The 17,429-nt window shown below is 54.3% G+C and carries 14 protein-coding genes; 10 read left to right on the forward strand and 4 right to left on the reverse strand.

The window, feature by feature from the left end:
- The first annotated feature begins 138 nt into the window (after positions 1-138).
- Together HC757_RS15915 and HC757_RS15920 are read left to right on the forward strand one after the other, a co-directional pair.
- Complete coding sequence (locus tag HC757_RS15915) at positions 139-843, forward strand: hypothetical protein (RefSeq protein WP_169565366.1); 705 nt, start codon at positions 139-141, stop codon at positions 841-843.
- Positions 844-988: 145 nt separating this feature from the next.
- Positions 989-1,507 (forward strand): hypothetical protein, encoded by a 519-nt coding sequence (locus tag HC757_RS15920; protein WP_169565367.1) that lies wholly within the window; start codon positions 989-991, stop codon positions 1,505-1,507.
- A gap of 177 nt (positions 1,508-1,684) precedes the next feature.
- Here HC757_RS15920 and HC757_RS15925 read toward each other — a convergent pair whose 3' ends face one another.
- Entirely contained in the window at positions 1,685-2,125 is a 441-nt protein-coding gene (locus tag HC757_RS15925) for a hypothetical protein (protein WP_169565368.1), read from the reverse strand.
- 711 nt (positions 2,126-2,836) lie between these two features.
- Here HC757_RS15925 and HC757_RS15930 point away from each other — a divergent pair.
- Positions 2,837-5,365 (forward strand): putative bifunctional diguanylate cyclase/phosphodiesterase, encoded by a 2,529-nt coding sequence (locus tag HC757_RS15930; RefSeq protein WP_169565369.1) that lies wholly within the window; start codon positions 2,837-2,839, stop codon positions 5,363-5,365.
- A gap of 112 nt (positions 5,366-5,477) precedes the next feature.
- The gene (locus HC757_RS15935; protein ID WP_169565370.1) at positions 5,478-7,580 is read left to right on the forward strand and encodes a COG1361 family protein; all 2,103 of its coding nucleotides are present in this window, start codon (positions 5,478-5,480) and stop codon (positions 7,578-7,580) included.
- A 517-nt stretch (positions 7,581-8,097) separates the two neighbouring features.
- Here HC757_RS15935 and HC757_RS15940 read toward each other — a convergent pair.
- On the reverse strand, positions 8,098-10,089 hold the full coding sequence (locus tag HC757_RS15940) for a TonB-dependent copper receptor (RefSeq protein ID WP_169565371.1): 1,992 nt from the start codon (positions 10,087-10,089) through the stop codon (positions 8,098-8,100).
- A 522-nt stretch (positions 10,090-10,611) separates the two neighbouring features.
- Here HC757_RS15940 and HC757_RS15945 point away from each other — a divergent pair.
- The 4 genes from HC757_RS15945 (at position 10,612) to HC757_RS15960 (ending at position 13,785) form a co-directional block, all read left to right on the forward strand.
- Entirely contained in the window at positions 10,612-11,553 is a 942-nt protein-coding gene (locus HC757_RS15945) for a multicopper oxidase domain-containing protein (protein ID WP_169565372.1), read from the forward strand.
- A gap of 98 nt (positions 11,554-11,651) precedes the next feature.
- Complete coding sequence (locus HC757_RS15950; RefSeq protein WP_169565373.1) at positions 11,652-12,350, forward strand: cytochrome c family protein; 699 nt, start codon at positions 11,652-11,654, stop codon at positions 12,348-12,350.
- Positions 12,351-12,361: 11 nt separating this feature from the next.
- Complete coding sequence (locus HC757_RS15955; protein ID WP_169565374.1) at positions 12,362-12,724, forward strand: c-type cytochrome; 363 nt, start codon at positions 12,362-12,364, stop codon at positions 12,722-12,724.
- A complete protein-coding gene (locus HC757_RS15960) occupies positions 12,724-13,785 on the forward strand; it encodes a multicopper oxidase domain-containing protein (RefSeq protein WP_169565375.1) in 1,062 nt (353 codons plus the stop codon). Before HC757_RS15955 ends, HC757_RS15960 begins: the two co-directional genes overlap by 1 nt.
- 31 nt (positions 13,786-13,816) lie before the next feature.
- On the opposite strand, the gene HC757_RS15965 is transcribed toward HC757_RS15960, so the two are convergent.
- Positions 13,817-14,854: an MBL fold metallo-hydrolase gene (locus HC757_RS15965; protein ID WP_169565376.1), complete on the reverse strand. Its 1,038-nt coding sequence runs from the start codon at positions 14,852-14,854 to the stop codon at positions 13,817-13,819.
- 193 nt (positions 14,855-15,047) lie between these two features.
- On the opposite strand from HC757_RS15965, the gene HC757_RS15970 reads away from it, so the two are divergent.
- Both HC757_RS15970 and HC757_RS15975 read left to right on the forward strand, forming a co-directional pair.
- On the forward strand, positions 15,048-15,890 hold the full coding sequence (locus HC757_RS15970; RefSeq protein ID WP_244623581.1) for an AraC family transcriptional regulator: 843 nt from the start codon (positions 15,048-15,050) through the stop codon (positions 15,888-15,890).
- Between the two features lie 178 nt (positions 15,891-16,068).
- Entirely contained in the window at positions 16,069-16,740 is a 672-nt protein-coding gene (locus HC757_RS15975; protein WP_169565377.1) for a LysE family translocator, read from the forward strand.
- 101 nt (positions 16,741-16,841) lie between these two features.
- On the opposite strand, the gene HC757_RS15980 is transcribed toward HC757_RS15975, so the two are convergent.
- Positions 16,842-17,423 carry a NapC/NirT family cytochrome c gene (locus tag HC757_RS15980; protein ID WP_425313982.1) on the reverse strand — a complete coding sequence of 194 codons (582 nt, stop codon included), beginning with the start codon at positions 17,421-17,423 and terminating at the stop codon, positions 16,842-16,844.
- Positions 17,424-17,429 lie beyond the last annotated feature (6 nt).

The raw sequence follows: 17,429 nt of genomic DNA on the forward strand, positions 1-17,429 counted from the left end.
ATGACTCTGTTTCAACCTTAGTGAAACAGGAGTTCCAACAGACACAATAAACAGCCGGTTTGCAGGTCTATTATGCCCCTAGCAGCAGATGGCAGCTTTTATTGAACACTATGTGTCAGCTATTTGGAGAAATAGTAAATGAAAAAATGGATGAAAATACTGTTATTACTGCTGGTTTTGGTTTCACTGACTCAGATAGATTTCAAAGGTTCCACAAATTTAAAGGAGGCGCATCCTATCATCTTCAAGACTGGCCTTAGTGTCGATGCAAACAGAGAATTTGCCGATAAGATTCTGAGTCTGGATAACGCATATATGGCCAAACGAATTAATCTTGAGGATAACACTAAATTAGCCGCTATTCAGATGTACCCAACTTCATTTGATAATGGAGAGGTTAAGTTTGTAGTGAAATTCAATATGAACGCATTTTCACGGGATGAAGTTGCGGAGCTTAAAAGAAGAATTGCTTATGAATTTGGTATTATGGCCAAGCTTCAGCTGGAAAAAACTGATGAGTTGGCTGTTTATTTACAAGACAAGCTGAAGTTTGTAGAGCAATTGGTTACCCGCGGCGAAGCGCATGCGCTTTATGAGCAGCTGGATGATGACACAAAGCAGGAAATCACCTATGACACTTTTTCCTCTGTCGCCGAAAAGACCCGGAATTCTTTGTCAGGCGCAATTTCTGTGGCGCCGTTATACAGCCAGGCATATGAGAAATACAAAAACCTGCCAGACCATTACGATTTGTTCTACCGGGTTAACGCCGATGGGGAGCCTAAGCTGACAGTTAAATTGGTCGTGAATCCGGAAAATGGCAAAGTTTTTGGTATTTTTTGATACCTGGTGTTGTTGTTTAATAGCCGGCAAGTCTAGTGCCAACTGAGGGTAGGAATGGCACCCTATGTCATAGCTTGTTGCTTGCCAATATGAGCCGGCTGAAATTCAAATTGCAATGCTGGATATTGTGAATTAGGGATGAGATATGAAAAATTTCATTAAAGTGATAGATATTGGCAGGAAGTTCGATCCATACCACGAGATAGAGGGGCTGGTTGAAGGGGGGATCGATGAGGTTGCCAATGTATTCTCTGGGGCGTTAATTGGAAATTTAATGAAATATGACTGGTATACACAACATAAGATCTCAAAAAATGTGGTTGCCATTGGATATGATGAAGTTGAGCGCTTTCCTTTAGATACATTATCTGTAGAAGACTATTTAGGTTTCTTAAATGATGTACTGGAGGCTGCCAGGGGAGTTAAAGAGAGACATTTAGCCATTTTTGAGCCTTCCACTGGTTATGTTATAGATCCAAGAAGAGTCGCCAGCATAAAAAAACTTGAAGAATATGGTGCTGCTGTGAGTGACACAGACAACATCTATGATGTGCTGATCGGTCTTCCGGAGGAACATTCTGTCGAGGATGAAACCCAGTATTGGGAACCCAAGGAAGCGAAAAGTAAACCAACAGCAGCCAGGAAGTGGTGGCGGTTTTGGTGATGGCGTGGCTTGCGCCTTGTTGAAACTGTAGGTTAATTTTGATTTGGATAGTTTGTCATCTTCGTATGGCATGAGTGCCGTTGAGGTGCACAAACAATAACCCGGCATTGGGGGTATTGTTTGTGGCTCATGCCTGTGCCTGCTTGCTATAGCGCCTCTATGCCGGCACTTGGAGCACTATTTCTTGTATGTCATGCCGGTGTTATGGTGCTCGCCCTTGTCCAGAACCTTGACCGTCAGCATGTTTTTCCCCGTATCTGGTGATTTAACAATTTTGTACTCTGTCATATAGGTGTGGCCAGCCTTGGCTTCAATCACTACATCGGCAGAATGCCAGCCAAGTCCGGATGGATTGATTTTCCTGAATTTCACCTTATGGTTGCCTGGTAATACATAGGCTTCAACGGCATAGCCCATGGCATCGGATGAGCTCTTATGATCTATCTCTGTTATCAGTAGCTCGGGGAAGTTCTCGCCGACATATTCGTGGTACCCGGATATCAGGGCGACGTTTTCCAGGGGTTCCTGTTGCTCATAGATTGTCACGGGGCCTGTACGCATGGCGCAAGCGGACAAAATGGTGGTGAGTGATGCGGCTAAGAGTAGTTTTTTATACACGAATATCTCCAGGGGTATAGAGCGCGAATTAAGGGGGGGCCTATCGGCGTTTACCCTATGTCGTGCCAGATGTCCATTTCTATTGGGTTGTTAATATAATGGTTTTAAGCTTGTTATTCAATGAGATATTTCCGGACATGTACACCTTCCCGGGTGTGGCTAAGCGGGCTTAGGTGCTTGCTGTGAGCCTGGGTATATGATGCCTTGCTCATAACACTGTGGTCAGTCTTAGTCGGCTACTACAAGCAGCGAGACTCGTAAAACAGCAACTGTTGCGCCAATGACCTTCGGCGAAAGGGTGAGCATTGCGAAACGATAAGCTGCGAACGAAAGCCATGGTCGTTCCCGTGCTTCCCTGCACTTCACTACATTCAGACGTCCTGCCTATCAGATGGCGAACTGGCCCTTGTGCATGGAGGCATTTGTCGCCGCAGAGCATTCAGGGACGAACTTGCTGCGTGTCATTGGTGCAGCAGTGCGGGAGTCCACTCATAACTCACTATTCATCTCACAATCTCGCAATCTTGCTCTGTACTTAAAGCGTTGGAAAAGACGCGGCTCACCTAAACCTTGATCTGGATTAAGCGGCGGGCGCATCGGCTGATTTATGCTGTTACTCAGGTGTTTTTCAAACATTTTTGACCTGTGGTGCATGTCTGGGGCGACTCAGGGCGCAAATGACTGCCTGACTGTAGGGTAACGACAGATTTTATGGATAAATGCATAGTTGAACTGAGTCAGAGACTCAAGCATAGTGCCGGGGTGGAATACTTATCCGATCTCGTGCAGTGGCTCAATAGCAGGCTCGATGCCTGTTATATCGCCATCTCAGTGGTGGACGAAGTGCTGCTGCAGGCAAAAGTGCTGGCAGGGGTGAGGCAAGGCCAGCCTATTGCCGAACTCGAGTACAGTTTGGTCGGCACCCCATGCGCCGTGGCCTTCGAGCATGAAGGCGTGTGCATCTTCCCGGAGCAGGTACAGGAGCTATTCCCCGACGACCCTGAGCTGGTCACACTGGAGGCGAGCAGCTATTTGGGCTGCGCCATCTACAGCGAGCAAGGCCTGCGTCAGGGCCTGTTGACGCTGGTATTCACCCGGGAAGCATCTCGGCTCGAATTGCCCGAGTTGCGACCCTTGATCGATTTTTGCGTCTTGCTGATCCGTAACGAACTCAGCCGGATCCGATCTGAGCAGCAACAGCTGCAGGAGCGGGAATTGCTGCTCGAGGCCCAGCGCCTGGGGAAGATGGGTAACTATCGCTGGGATCTGATCACCAACGAAGCCTATTGGTCGCCGCCCCTATGCCAGATTTTCGGGGTGGCGGAAACTTGCCAATTTAGCCATCAGGAATACAAGGCGCTGGTCCATCCCCAGGATTGGGAAAAAGTAGAGCGGGTGATCGCCGCCTGCCTGGCCAACCCGGGTCAGGCCCATGCGGTGCAGTACCGCATCCACACCCCGCAGGGAGAACTCAAGTATCTGAGCTCCAAAGGGGTGGTGACAGTGGATGGCAAACAGCCGATCCGCATGGATGGCGTGACCCGGGACATCACGGATATCCAGCTGCAAAATGAACAGCTGGGGCTCGCCAAGCTGGTGTTCGATAACACCTCTGAGTCGATACTCATCTGCGACAGACACAATAGGATCCTGGCGGTGAACCCGGCCTTCAGCGAACTCACGGGTTACAGCGAAGCTGAGGTGCTGGGAAAGAATCCGGCCATCCTGAGTTCGGGACGGCAATCGGCGCACTTCTATCAGCAGATGTGGCAATGCATACGCCAGCAGGGGCATTGGTCGGGGGAAATCTGGAATAGGTGCAAGGATGGCGCCATCTATCCCGAGTTCCTGCGCATCAACATCATCTATGATGCGGACCACAACATAGACAAGTATGTGGCTATCTTTACCAACATCAGCAGCCAGAAAGAGGCCGAGGCCCAGATACGCTTTCAGGCCAGTTACGATGCCTTGACGGGTATCCCCAACCGGTTTCTGTTTCGGGACCGCTTGGGGCAGGCGATAGAGCAATGCCAGCGGCTGGAGCAGCATAGCGCCTTGTTTTTCATCGATCTCGATCTGTTCAAAGGGGTGAACGATTCCCTCGGCCATCTGCAGGGCGACAGCCTGCTGAAGGAAGTGGCCGCCCGTTTGAACGGTTCGGTGCGCCAGGGCGATACTGTGGCCAGGTTGGGCGGTGACGAGTTTGCCGTGATAGCCCATGGCATGCGGGATCATGACAGTGCCGGACTGATAGCCCATAAGATCCAGCAGGTGCTGAGCAAGCCCTTCGCGCTTGGGGAGCTGCGTTTGCATATGACCGCCAGCATAGGCATCGCCCTCTATCCGAACGACAGTGACACCACAGAAGGCCTGATGTCCCATGCGGATCAGGCATTGTATCTGGCCAAACACAGCGGCCGTAATACCTTTCGTTTCTTCACCCATAGCATGCAGCAAAGCGCGAACCGGCGTTTGCGGTTGAAGACGGCGTTGCATAAGGCCATAGACGAGCAAAGGATCGAGGTGCATTACCAGCCGATCGTCGATTGTCAAAGCGGCCGTATGGTCAAGTGCGAGGCCCTGGCGCGCTGGCATGACGAGGAGTTCGGTCAGGTGTCGCCGGCGGAGTTTATCGCGGTGGCGGAAGAGTTTGGCTTGATGCCCGAGTTGGGCAACCTCATCCTGCACAGGGCGTTGAACGATTGGAAGACACTGCAACAGCTGGGCTTTGGCGGCATAGGCCTGAGTATCAACCGTTCGACCCTGGAGTTCGTCAATGTCGAGTTCGGCGCCTTGAAAGTCCCCGAGTTGGTGCTGCTCTATGGCTTGGATCCCAAACTTATCACCATAGAGATCACCGAGTCGCTGTTGATGGAGGAGCATCAGGGCATGCGGCCGGCGCTGTATGAATTGAGCGAGCTGGGCATAGAGGTGGCGATCGATGATTTCGGCACAGGCTATTCATCCCTGTCCTATTTGCGCAATTTTCCGGTCAAGATATTGAAAATAGACAGATCCTTTGTCGATACCATGGTCGGGGAACTGGCCGACTATGCGCTGGTGCGTGGCATCATAGAGATGGCCAAGGCCCTGGGGATCGCCGTGGTGGCAGAGGGAGTGGAAACCGAGCAGCAGTGGTCTCAGCTGCAGCAGCTGGGGTGCCAGTATTGCCAGGGCTATTTATTTGCCAAGGCCATGAGCGTCGAGGATCTGCAGCTGCGGCTGGAGGCGGCCTGAGCTCGACAGGCACGATTCGACAAGCGCGGTCCGCCAAATAGGGGGGATAAAAAATAGTCTTGGCCTGTTGTGACTATACTTTCAGGGACTTTTATAAAACAAAGGAATGATTATGAAAGCATCAACGTTTTTACTCAATCGATGGGTCTGCGCCGCGTTTTGGCTGACAGGCTCTTTCTGTTTTAGCTCCTCTGTATTGGCCGGCGACACCATAGAGACCGGGTGTATGCAGGACTTGGCCGGTTTCGCTCTGAGTTGTACCGCCAATGATGTTGCCGTTGCCGGGGTCGCCACCAATCCGGACGGGACACCCCAGTTAACCATTCATGATGATGGCTGTGCTTATCAGGGAGACACGGTTAATTTCACTGCGACATTCGACCTGGAAGTGACGGCCAAGGAGCGTCATGACATAGGGATTTACTTCGTGACAGATGGCGATCTCAATGGGGATGGTGCCATATCGGGTGCCTGCAGCGTGTCGACCCTGGATTATCAACCGGATCCGCCCTGGTTGGATTTGGATGGCACCACAGATCCCTTCCCTGGCACCAATATCATTTCCAACATTCAAGATACCTGCGGCGATATAGATAAACCTGACCATAATCCACTACACCCAACCGTGACCCTGACCGCCGTATGTAAAGATGATGATAATGATGGTTTCTTGAACCTGCCCAATTGTACCAGTTGGCGACAAAGCGGTGCCAACGAGCTGTGTACTTCGCCGGAGAATGCGTTTCCCGGCTCTCCTTCCAAGTGTCGTTGTGACGATGGCTTCAATGTCCCCATTGCAGTACCGCCGGCGGAACTCAGGGTGGTAAAAACAGCCGCCCCAACGACCTTGGCTGAACCCGGAGGCACTGTGAGTTTTTCCGTCAGTGTGACCAACATAGGAGTAGACCCCAATAATCCGGTAACACTGAATTCGCTGACAGACAGCATATACGGCGATATCAGCACGTCGGGCCATGACGGCATCATAAGTACCGGCTGCGCCGTACCGCAACAGATACCTGTGGACGATCAAAATGTCGGTGGCATAGATACTTACAGCTGCAGTTTCCAGGTGAGCCTGGTTGGCAACAGCGGTGACTCGGAAACGGATCTTGTCACAGCAACAGGTATCGATGTGCATAACAAAACCATCAGCGGTCAGGACGATGCGACTGTGACGCTCACGGATGTACTGCCGAGCATTGCGGTCACCAAAACCGCCTCGGCAACCGAAATCCTGGAGCCAGGGGCCAATGTCACCTTTGCCGTCACCATAGAGAACGTGAGTTTAGCCGACAGCGATCCCGTGGTTATCGGCAGTTTGCTGGATTCGATTTACGGCGATCTGAATGGCAAGGGCGGCTGCTCTGTGCCGCAAACCTTGCTGGCTGCCGAGAGTTACAGTTGCAGCTTTACCCAATTTGTCGCTGGCAATGCGGGCAGCAGCGAGACCGACATAGTCACGGCAACCGGGAGCGACGATGAAGGCGATGTGGTGAGCGATTCAGATTCGGCCACTGTGATGATCAACGATGTGCCTTCGAGCATCACCCTGACGAAAATCGCCAATCCCACCATAGTGCCTGAGCCGGGTGGCAATGTGACCTTTGCCCTGGTGGTGAATAATACCTCCACCGTGGACACTGTCACTATTTCCAGCCTGATGGATGATGTCCATGGCGATCTCGATGGCTTGGGCAGTTGCTCTATGCCGCAGATACTGCAACCAGGACAGAGTTACAGCTGTAATTTCAATGTCTATGTGGCCGGGGATGCCAACGGCTCGGAAACGGATGTGGTCACAGCGTCCGGTACCGATGACGATGGGGATGCCTTGATGGCGGCGGATGATGCCACTGTCGATTTTGAGAATGTTGCCCCGGCGGCAACCTTGATCAAGACAGCCACCTCGGCGACAGTGGTTTACCGGGTGAGTGTCCGCAACGATTCATCGGCAGAAGCCTTGACACTCAGCCAGTTGAACGACGATCAATTCGGCGATATTACCCAGGTGCAGGGCCAGATAGTCAGTACTGACTGCGCTGTACCCCAAACCTTGGGAATCAATAGCCAGGACAGCGATACTTACGTTTGTACCTTCAGTGCGATCGTCTCCAACAGCCCCCATACCAATCTGGTCACGGCAACAGTGACAGATAACGATGGCTCCTCGCCCGTGACGCCGACCGACAGCGCCAGGGTAACCTTGGAATAGCAGGCAAACCCAGGACGTCCCTGCGGGACAAACTGCCGCGCCAACCAGCAATAAGCCAACCTTCGGGTTGGCTTATTCATATGGGCTGAAACCGGCCAGGCTCTGACGCCAGGGTTCTTGCAATGAGGGGAATGCGATGGACTTGGCGATGGGCATGGCGATGGGCTTGGCTCGCCGGCATAAAAAAAGCCGGTGATGAAGGCCGGCTTTGGTGCAGTGGTGTATAACAAACAGCTTGAACTTACTCTTCTTCGTTTGGATTTTGGGTTTGCACCTCCTCTTCCTGGGTTTCATTCTTGGGTTCGTGGGCTTGGCCACCACATCCGCCGCAACAACTCATATTATGCTCCTTCGCATCTCGGGTGAGTGGCAACAGAATACTTGATTGAATTACTCGGTTATTTGATCTCGATCAGATTTGGCGACATCTCCATGAGATGGCACCCAAAGCCGCTCTGTCATTATCACTGTCACTGGCCTGGCAGAGCGGCGGCCTGGGCTCGCGCCTGAGTCGGGCCTAGAACTCGTAAGTCAGCTTGGCCCAGGCATTGCGGCCCGGCTCATTGACCTGGAACATGGGTTCACTGCCGGGTAAATCGTTACCGCTGGCGGCCTTGCTTATGTGTTCGGCATAGGTGATATCGAACAGATTCTCTACGCCCAGAGTGAGACGCAGTTGCTCCTTATATGTCCAGGAGGCGTTGATGGCAAGGGTACCGAAACCGCTGGAAGGGGCCAGATCCTGGCCGGCTATGTTGCCCTGGCCCAGGCCTATCTTGTCCTGCGCCGCGACCAGGCGCCACAGGATCCCCGCCGACCAGGCTTGGTGCGCATAATTGAGCGATAACTTGGACTCGAGCGGCGCGATTTGGCCAAGGTCGAGATGGTCGCTGTCATTTTTTCCGCGGGTATAGCTCAGGGTGACCTGGGCCGACCAGCTGTCATCCAAGTCATAATCTATGCTGGCTTCACCGCCGTAGAGACTGGCATCTATGTTGCGCGCCACCGTGCTTGGACCCCTGGCATCGATCAGAATATAGTCGTTGATCCGACCATAGAATAGCGAGGTGGAAATCTCCACGCCATGGCTGTAGATCCAGCCGATATCCGCCTGGTTGGTTGCTTCCGGGGCAAGGTTGAAGGCCTTCTGGCCTGGGCTTGTGTCGCTGGCCTTCATGATTTCCCAATAGTCTGCGATGCGTTCCGCATGACCCATGCCGGCATAGTATTGGCTGCTGCCATCCCGATATTCATAGCGCATGAAGCCACTGAAGAGCTCATCCCTGCGGGTGCCTGTTTGCGCCACCGACAACTCGGTATCCCAGTTATCATAGCGCAGGCCGGCGTAGAGCTTGCTGTAGTCCAGATGATAGACAGACTCGACGAACAGCCCCCAGTTGCGATAGCGCATGTCTTCCATGAAAGCCTTGTGCAACAAGTCATCCAGCCCCTTATCCTTGGTCTGGTTGATGAAGCGTCCCTCGTGCTGGCTGCGCATCAGATCCACCCCCAGGCTGAGATCCCAGTTGGCCCCTGGGGTTAGCTCCAGCCAGAGGTGACCGCCGCTGGTGCTGCGGCGCACGTCGGCGCCGGCGTTGACGCCGCGATCGAACTGATCCATCAGATGATCATTGTCATTGCTGTAGGCCTGCAATTCTATTTTGCTCAGCCAGTCCAATTCGAACTCATGCTGGAGCAGCAGACTATAGCTGTCGCTGTCTATCCGGCGGGCCTTATTCAGGCGATCGGCATACTCGGCTTCCCCCCTGGATTGACCCACGGCCAGTTCCACCACTGTGTTCTCCGAAGGGGTCCAGCCCAAGGCGAAGTTGGTGTTGTCGCGATCGTAACTGGACTGCACTTGGTTGTCATTGCCGTCCCGGTAGTGATCGCTGCTGGAGCCATTCATGTCGAAGTCGAGATAATAGTCGGCGTTGCCTGCGACCACCTCTATTATGCTGTCTCTCCTGTCGAAACTCCCGGCCGTGACACTGGCGCGGCCCATGAGGCCGGCTTCGCTGAAACGATGGCGATCTTTTTCGAACAGCACGGTCCCCGCCGATCCCACGGGGCCATACTTCACGGTTTGCGGCCCCTTGATGACGGTTATTGCATCATAGGACTCGGGATAGATGTAGTTGGTCGGCGGGTCCATGCGTCCACCACAGGCACCGTAGAGCTGCTGGCCATCATCGACTATCGCCAGCCGTGACCCGCCCTGACCCCGAAACGTGGGGTCACCACCCATGCCGCCCTTACGGGTCACGCTGAAACCTGGAATTGTCTTCAGAAAACCGGAGCCTTCGAAGGCGGGCAGGGGCAATCTGGGTTTCTTGGGATCGCTGACCACATTCACAGGTTCACGCATCACATCGCCCGTGACCACCAGATACTCGTTGCACTTTTCATTGTCACTGCAATTGAGTTGCGCCTGGGCGAATCCCGCCGGGTGTATGGCCAGGGCCAGGGCGCCAACCAACAGTTTCAATTTAAATGTCTTAGCTTGCATGAGATCACCTCTTAATTTGCTTACAGCCTTATTTTGGAGGCGATTCTTCACTTATGGCCCGAGTATTCAATGGGTTTATTCCGCTTTGCGACATTGTGTCGCACCCCAGGTAAGTTGCTGTAATTCAATGGCTAAAACTTTGATCTGGGTCGTGACTCTCGGGCTGCTATCCGGGGTAATATCGGCGAGCCTGTCACTTGTTCCCTGGTGGCCCCCTGTCTCTTTGGCCCCTCAAGCCCGCCCGGGTCAGACTCTGCTCAAACCCCGCGCCTTAGGCTTTCTCCGGCGTTTATGCGCGCCGATCGCTGCCATGGCATTTCCTCCCAGGTTCATTTATCGCGAGTCGTTATGACGCGCAGGGGTCTTTTTGTGCGGCGTCATATGGACGCATGTCGGCGCTGTTGTCCGGCCAGTGACAGGCGGCAGGGCGCATTCCTGCTGGTTTTTTGCGGACGCAGCACGCCTGGCATGACTCTTGTTATAGCGGGGGTGAACCGAAAAAAAACGATACGGGAGATGTACATGAAATTAGCAAAACTAACCACAGGCATTCTGGCGTCTCTGGCACTGCTCGGCAGCCAAACGGCGGCCGCCAAGGTGGTCAGAGTCGAGATGTCGGTCGTCGAGAAGCAGGTGGTCGTGGATAACGCCGGCACCAAGAATAAGATGTGGACCTACGGCGGGACCATTCCCGGCCCCGTGGTGCGTGTCACCCAGGGGGATACAGTGGATTTCTCCTTGCTGAACGAGAAAGGCAATAAACAGTCCCACTCCATGGATTTCCATGCCGCGATAGTCGATGTGCTGGATGAATTTCAAGGCGTGCGTCCCGGCAGGAAAAAAGACTTCAAGTTTGAGGCCAAATACCCTGGGGTATTCATCTATCACTGTGGCGCCGATGCCATGTCGGAACACATCTCCCGTGGTATGTATGGCGTCATCATAGTCGACCCCAAAGAAGGCTACAGCGACGCATTTCCCAAGCCGGATCGGGAATACGTGATAGTCGAAGGGGATCTGTTTGAAGACGACGCGACGCCCAGCGAGAGAACCAATAACGACAAATGGAAAGGGGCGCTAATCAACGGCAAGCAATTCCATTATGATCCTGTGCACGACCAGAATGCCTCCATGGTATTGGAATCCAAGCCGGGTGAGCGGGTGCGGATCTTCTTCGTCAATGCCAAAATCAACGAAAGCTCCGCCTTCCACCCCATTGCCGGGATCTGGGACAAGGTTTGGGACAATGGCAACCCCAAGAATGTCAGATACGGCATGCAAACCATCAATGTTGCCCCGGCTCACGGTGTCATAGCCGATCTGATAAGCCCGGAAGGCCGCTCCTCGAACAATGCCTTGGTCGACCATCAGATGAAGTCTGCACTCAATGGCGCCATCACTGTACTGATGAATAAACCCGATGCCGATCCCAAGAAAGGGAGAAACGGCAATCTGGTGCTGTAGATCGGCTGAGCACAGGCCGGATAGCTGCCGCGACGGGCAGGGTATCGGCATGTTGATATTTTCATAAGCAGGGACGCTTATCAAAATGGAGTAAATCTATGAAAGAGCCAAGCTTCACACTGAAGTTGCTCACCTTGGCGCTGCTGCCGTTTAACTTCGCCAGCCATGCCTCAGATGCGGGCCGGGACCTGTTCAACCAAAGTTGTGTTGCCTGCCATTCGGTGCAGGACAACAGCAACATCAGCTTGAGTCAACGCCTGGAAGAGAAGGCGCCGACCCTTTTCTATGCGGGTAACAAATTCAATGCGCAGTGGCTGCAGAAGTGGTTGGTTGCGCCCAGCAACATCAGATCAGGTGGCCATTTCTTCCTGAATCGGGTCAAGGTTACCGATGATGGCGATGTGATAGATGAGAGTGCGGTGCCGCAACACCCGGCCGTGAATGCCGAACAGGCGAAACTGCTGACCTCATACCTGATGCAGCAAAGACCCAAGTCTGAGTTGCTCGCCAGGGAGCATATGACCCCGGGGAAAATCAGCAAGACCTTGGGTGACAATGATTTTCACAAGTTCAAGGGCTGTGGCGCCTGTCACCAGGGCGGCGATGCTTACGGCGGCGTGTCGGGACCCGAATTGTACACTGCGATAGACAGATTGCAGCCAGAGTACATTTCCTCGTACATACGTTCGCCCGAGCTGTGGGATCCCAAGACCCTGATGCCCAATCGGCATTTGAATGACAGTTCAATCAAGAAGTTGCTGGACTATCTCAATACCATATCGCTCAACACCCAATAGGAGTGAAGAAGATGAAATTACTCAGTTTTACTGCGTTGTTCCTGGCCCTGTTCGGTGCGGTAAACACCCATGCCGCAGACGTCGGCAACGGCGAATTGTTGTACCGGGCCTATTGTACCCAATGCCATGGCAAGAATGGCGATGGCTGGGGGGTTAATGCCGCCACCATGGACGTATTGCCTAAAGATCACACAGACACCCAGGAAATGATCACCCGCACGGATGCGGATATTTTTAAGGCCATCAAGGAAGGCGGTAAGGCAGTCAGCAAGTCCAACCTAATGCCGAACTGGGATGCCAACATGACGGACGAGGAAATTAAAGATCTCGTCGCCTATGTCAGAAGCGTTTGTTGCGCTAAGGAGAGCTCTTGATGAATAAAACACTGAAGATCTTTGGGCTGGTATTGGTCATGCTGGCGAGCCATTCACTGAAGGCGGAAACCCTGAGCTTCCAGATGACCATAGATGAGATGGAAGTGGAGGTGGCACCCGGCTTCAAGAATAAGGTCTGGGCCTTCAATGGCCAGGTGCCGGGGCCACTGATCCACGCCAGGCAAGGTGATCGCCTGTTGGTGACGGTGCAAAACAACACCACCCTGGCGCACACTGTGCATTGGCATGGCACCCATCAGATGAATAGCTGGAAGATGGATGGGGTGCCCAACGTCACCCAATTGGCCATCCAGCCCGGCGAGTCCTTCGTATATGACTTCATCGCAGGTAGGCCGGGCAGCCTATGGTATCACTGTCATGTCAATGTGCCCGAGCATGTGGGCCTGCGCGGCATGTGGGGGCCCATGGTGGTCGATCCCAAGGAACCGACGGAGATAGAGAAAGAAGTCACCAAGGAAGCCTTGTTGATGTTCTCCGGCTGGGACTCCAAGGTGGCGATGGAGTATGGCAAGGGCGGACATCCGACCGACAAGAATGACTACTATTCCATCAATGGCAAGTCGTTCCCCATCACCCAGCCATTGAGGGTGAAGGAAGGGGATGTGGTGCGGTTGCGCCTGTATGCGGTCAGTTCGGATGTCTCCTATCACATGCATGGTCACGATGTGCTGGTCACCCATAAGGATGGCTTGCCGTTGGACAGCCCCTATCTGGCCGATGTCGTGTATGTGCCTCAGGGGGGACGCATGGACGTCATCGCCCGCATGGACAACCCGGGGATCTGGATTAACCATGATCATATCGAGAGTCACACCTCCAATGCCGGCAAGATGCCGGGCGGTGCCGTGACCATCATCGAATATGAAGGGGTAAAACCCGAACCTTGGTATGCGTGGAAAGACAAGGAATACCAGCCGGACTTCTATATGAGCGAGAGCATGAAGCAGGACTATGGGCTGCATAATGTCGATGCGTTCAAGGCCCAGGCCCAGGTAGTCGAGCGCACCAAAAAGAGAAAGAAAAAAACCACAGCCGAATGAGGCTGCTGACAAGGATGTCGGCCGGGCAGGGTTAAGCGCCGGTCTCAAGGGGATAGCCACTCGCTTGCCAGCTGCGGATGCCGGAATCGAGTGCTATGGCGTGATTGAAGCCCATGTCCTTGAGTGTCGCCGCCGCCAGGGTGGATATCTTGCCGAACTCGCAATAGAGCAGGACGCGTTTGGTGGGATCCGGCAGCAGCTCGTTGACCCGCAATTCCAGCTGCCCCCTGGGAATGTTAATGGCACCGGGAATATGGCCTGCATCGAAGGCCGTCCGCTCACGCACATCCAGCAGCAGCAGATCCGCCGTCGCCGACTGGATACGCTGAAACACCTCGGCCTGGGACATGAAGGAAATTTTCTGGGCCGCCTCGTTGATGAGTTGGTTGACCGTCTTGCCACCGCTGAGGTTGGTGCGCAGGGCTTCGGTGAGGTGAGTCGGCATCTTGAGATCCAGCGCCCGCATCTGGGAGACAAACTCATCGCGCTGTTTTTTCTGCAATCTGGGATTGGTGGCGATTTCCTCGCCCAGGGTCGAGTGGGTCCGCTCCGAGTAGATATGGGCCGGGTAGACCAGGAGCGCCGGATCCAGTTTGAGCAGGGCGTTGAACAGGCTGTCGTAGAGTTGCTCAGGGTCGCCGGTCGGCAGATCCGTCCTGCCTGTGCCGCCTATGAGCAAGGTGTCGCCGGTAAAGACCCTGTCTTCCATGATGACGCAGATGGAGTCCGCAGTATGGCCCGGGGTGTGCATTATCCTCAGCCTGAGATCCCCCACCAGGAGCATTTCTCCGTCGTCGACGCGAATGTCGACGAAGGGGGCCGGGCTGAGGTCATGCATGACCAACGGCACCCCCAGCTTGGCCGCCATGCGCTTGCCGGCGGAGAAATGATCCGCATGGGTATGGGTATCGAGCAGGTACTTGAGTGTCAGCCCATCCTGGGACGCCAGCCCCTGGTAGTGCGCCAGCTGGCTGATCTCAGGATCTATTATGATGGCCGCACACTGCCGCCGACAGCCCAGCATATAAGACTGGCAGCCTTGCTCGGTTCTTATTTGATGAAAAATCATCTCCATCTTTCGGCCTCTCTCTCGTTGCGGACGACTTTATTCACTATAGCAACAGAAACGCCGAAGGATGCCGCCAGGCGGCTCATGGCATCAGGCGCCGTGATGTAGGTTGCATGTGGGCCGCATCCCCATATCGGGCGCACTGCAATTATTTACTATTCCGCCATTCGTCTTGGGCGTTAGAATGGGATAAATGTCGTTATTTCATACTGCCATGCACACAGAACACATAGATTATTGGCACCACCCTGGGCTCGCAGGCATAGCGCTGAGCCAGGCAGATCTGCGGCAGTTCAGTTTCGATAAGCATGTGCATCTGGATTACCACCTTGGGGTGGTGACCCGCGGCGGCCAGCGCTTCATCCACAGAGGCAGCAGTTACCGGCTGGGGCAACAGGGGATATCGACCCTGAATCCGGATGAAACCCATGACGGTCAGAGCCTCGGGGAAGAGGGCTATCATGTCAAGGTGATGTCGCTCCCATACAGCATGATGCAGGCGCTGAGCGGGGAGCTGGGCCTGGGCCTGGTCCATTTCCAGGCGCCCATGGTCGAAGACCCACAGCTGTATCAATATTTCATTCGTTTGCATTGGCTCCTGACCCAGGGGCACTGCTCCAATCTGGCGGCGCAAACCCATCTGCTCAACTTCGTGCAGCTGACATTGCAGCGCCACCTGGGCGGGCCACTGCGGCAGGCATCCAGAGCATCGGGTTTATCCGAGTCGCAGCTCGCCCTGTGCAAACAGCAGTTCCATGATGAACCCTGGCAAAATTACCAGCTGGAGACGCTGGCCGCCGAGGTGGGTTTGAGTAAGTTCCAGTTTTTGCGCCAGTTCAAACACAGCACAGGGATCACGCCTCACGCCTACCTCAAACGGCTGCGGTTGGAATACGCCAAGAAGTCCCTGATGCGAGGGGACAGGGTGGGCCAGGTGGCCCAGCAGGTGGGGTTCTTCGATCAGAGTCACTTCAACAAGGCGTTCAAGCAGGCCTTTCTGGTCTCGCCCAGGCAGTTTCAGCAACGCATGCTGTGATTATGCCGCGCTGGCAGATGCGGGACATGGCTGCAATTTAATACAAGCCCGGGCGGCGCGTCTCTGGGATACTCTGTCTCATCTTGGATGCTGCACATGCACATGCTCGTGCTGATACAGCTGCAATATTGCCCCGCCGGCTATCCCGGGTCGGGATAACCAGTTAACCGGAGTCGTTATGGATTTGTCGTTATTGCTTACCCTGGGGGTGATCCACAGCCTCGCCCTGATAAGCCCAGGGCCGGACTTTGCCATCATGGTCAAAATCGCCACCCAGCAACTCAGGAGCACGGCGCTCGCGACCGCGGTCGGCATTTCCCTGGCTATCCTGGTGCATACTATCCTCAGCCTGACCGGGGTCAGCCTGCTGATCAAGAGCTCGCACTTCTTGTATCTGGCGGTGCAGCTTGGGGGGGCATCTTATCTCGCCTGGATGGGCTTTGGCGCCCTGAACTCTGTGGTGCGCCGGGTCTCATCTGCCGAGGTTAAGACCCCCGCCGCGGCTGAGCATGCCGGGCAGCCTGCGCCTCACGCCCATGTTCGGCCCATGAGCCGCCGCCAGGGCTTCTTCGCCGGCCTCTATACCAACTTGCTCAATCCCAAGGCGATGGTCTTCTTTTTAACCCTGTTTTCGGCCTTGATCACCCCAGAGGTCAAGGCCGATACCAAGATGGCGGCGGCGCTCCTGTTGCTGCTGTTGTCGCTGGCTTGGTTCGGTTTCCTGGCCCTGGTCTTGTCCAAGCCCAGGGTGCAGCTGGGCCTGGAGAGGTTCATGCCTGCCATAGACGGCATCATAGGGGTCATCTTCATCACAGTCGCGGCGGCGATCATCTATGGCTTGCTGGGCTAAGGTTTACGGCGAGAGGGTTTACAGCGAAAGGAGTTGCGGCGAGAGGCTTTAGCTAAGCGTACGCCTTGGCCGCGCTCTGCCGCATCTGAAGCCGCCCGGGATCAGACATCTTCCGGCAGCTTATGGGCTATGCCTTGATGGCAATCGATGCAGGTCTCTCCCCGCTCGGCCAGTCGCTTGGGATCGTGTTTCTTCCTGGCTTGTTTGGATTGGGTCTCCAGTGCCATGGCGCTGAAGCTATGACAGTTGCGGCACTCCCTGGAGTCGGTGGCCTTCATGGTATCCCAGACATGCTGTGCCAGTTCGGCGCGTTTCGCCTCAAATTTCTCCGGCGTATTTATGGAGCCAAGCAACTTGTGATAGAGCTCGTTGCTGGCGCGTATCTTCCTGGCGATCTTATGGATCCAGGGCCGGGGCACATGGCAGTCGGGACAGGAGGCCTTGACGCCGGCATTGTTCTTGGCGTGTATCGTCTCCTTGTACTCCTGATACACAGTATCTTCCATCTCATGACAGCTGATACAGAAGGCCTCGGTGTTGGTCAGTTCCAGCACCGTATTGAAGCCGCCCCAGAAGATAATCCCGGCGCCAAACATCAGCAATGCCCCCAGGGGCAATCCCAACATCCATTTTTTGCGACTCACGACCCAGAGCCTTTGCCACATAGTTCTTATTGTGCCCATGGCGGT

It is taken from the genome of Shewanella salipaludis (genome assembly GCF_012911865.1).
GTDB classification, from domain to species: Bacteria; Pseudomonadota; Gammaproteobacteria; order Enterobacterales; family Shewanellaceae; genus Shewanella; species Shewanella salipaludis.

Coding starts and splice junctions, on each gene's coding strand:
- HC757_RS15940 (WP_169565371.1), bottom strand. CDS start 10,089: ATGCAAGCTAAGACATTTAAATTGAAACTGTTGGTTGGCGCCCTGGCC.
- HC757_RS15950 (WP_169565373.1), top strand. CDS start 11,652: ATGAAAGAGCCAAGCTTCACACTGAAGTTGCTCACCTTGGCGCTGCTG.
- HC757_RS15975 (WP_169565377.1), top strand. CDS start 16,069: ATGGATTTGTCGTTATTGCTTACCCTGGGGGTGATCCACAGCCTCGCC.
- HC757_RS15980 (WP_425313982.1), bottom strand. CDS start 17,423: ATGGGCACAATAAGAACTATGTGGCAAAGGCTCTGGGTCGTGAGTCGC.
- HC757_RS15960 (WP_169565375.1), top strand. CDS start 12,724: ATGAATAAAACACTGAAGATCTTTGGGCTGGTATTGGTCATGCTGGCG.
- HC757_RS15915 (WP_169565366.1), top strand. CDS start 139: ATGAAAAAATGGATGAAAATACTGTTATTACTGCTGGTTTTGGTTTCA.
- HC757_RS15970 (WP_244623581.1), top strand. CDS start 15,048: ATGTCGTTATTTCATACTGCCATGCACACAGAACACATAGATTATTGG.
- HC757_RS15945 (WP_169565372.1), top strand. CDS start 10,612: ATGAAATTAGCAAAACTAACCACAGGCATTCTGGCGTCTCTGGCACTG.
- HC757_RS15965 (WP_169565376.1), bottom strand. CDS start 14,854: ATGATTTTTCATCAAATAAGAACCGAGCAAGGCTGCCAGTCTTATATG.
- HC757_RS15935 (WP_169565370.1), top strand. CDS start 5,478: ATGAAAGCATCAACGTTTTTACTCAATCGATGGGTCTGCGCCGCGTTT.
- HC757_RS15955 (WP_169565374.1), top strand. CDS start 12,362: ATGAAATTACTCAGTTTTACTGCGTTGTTCCTGGCCCTGTTCGGTGCG.
- HC757_RS15920 (WP_169565367.1), top strand. CDS start 989: ATGAAAAATTTCATTAAAGTGATAGATATTGGCAGGAAGTTCGATCCA.
- HC757_RS15930 (WP_169565369.1), top strand. CDS start 2,837: ATGGATAAATGCATAGTTGAACTGAGTCAGAGACTCAAGCATAGTGCC.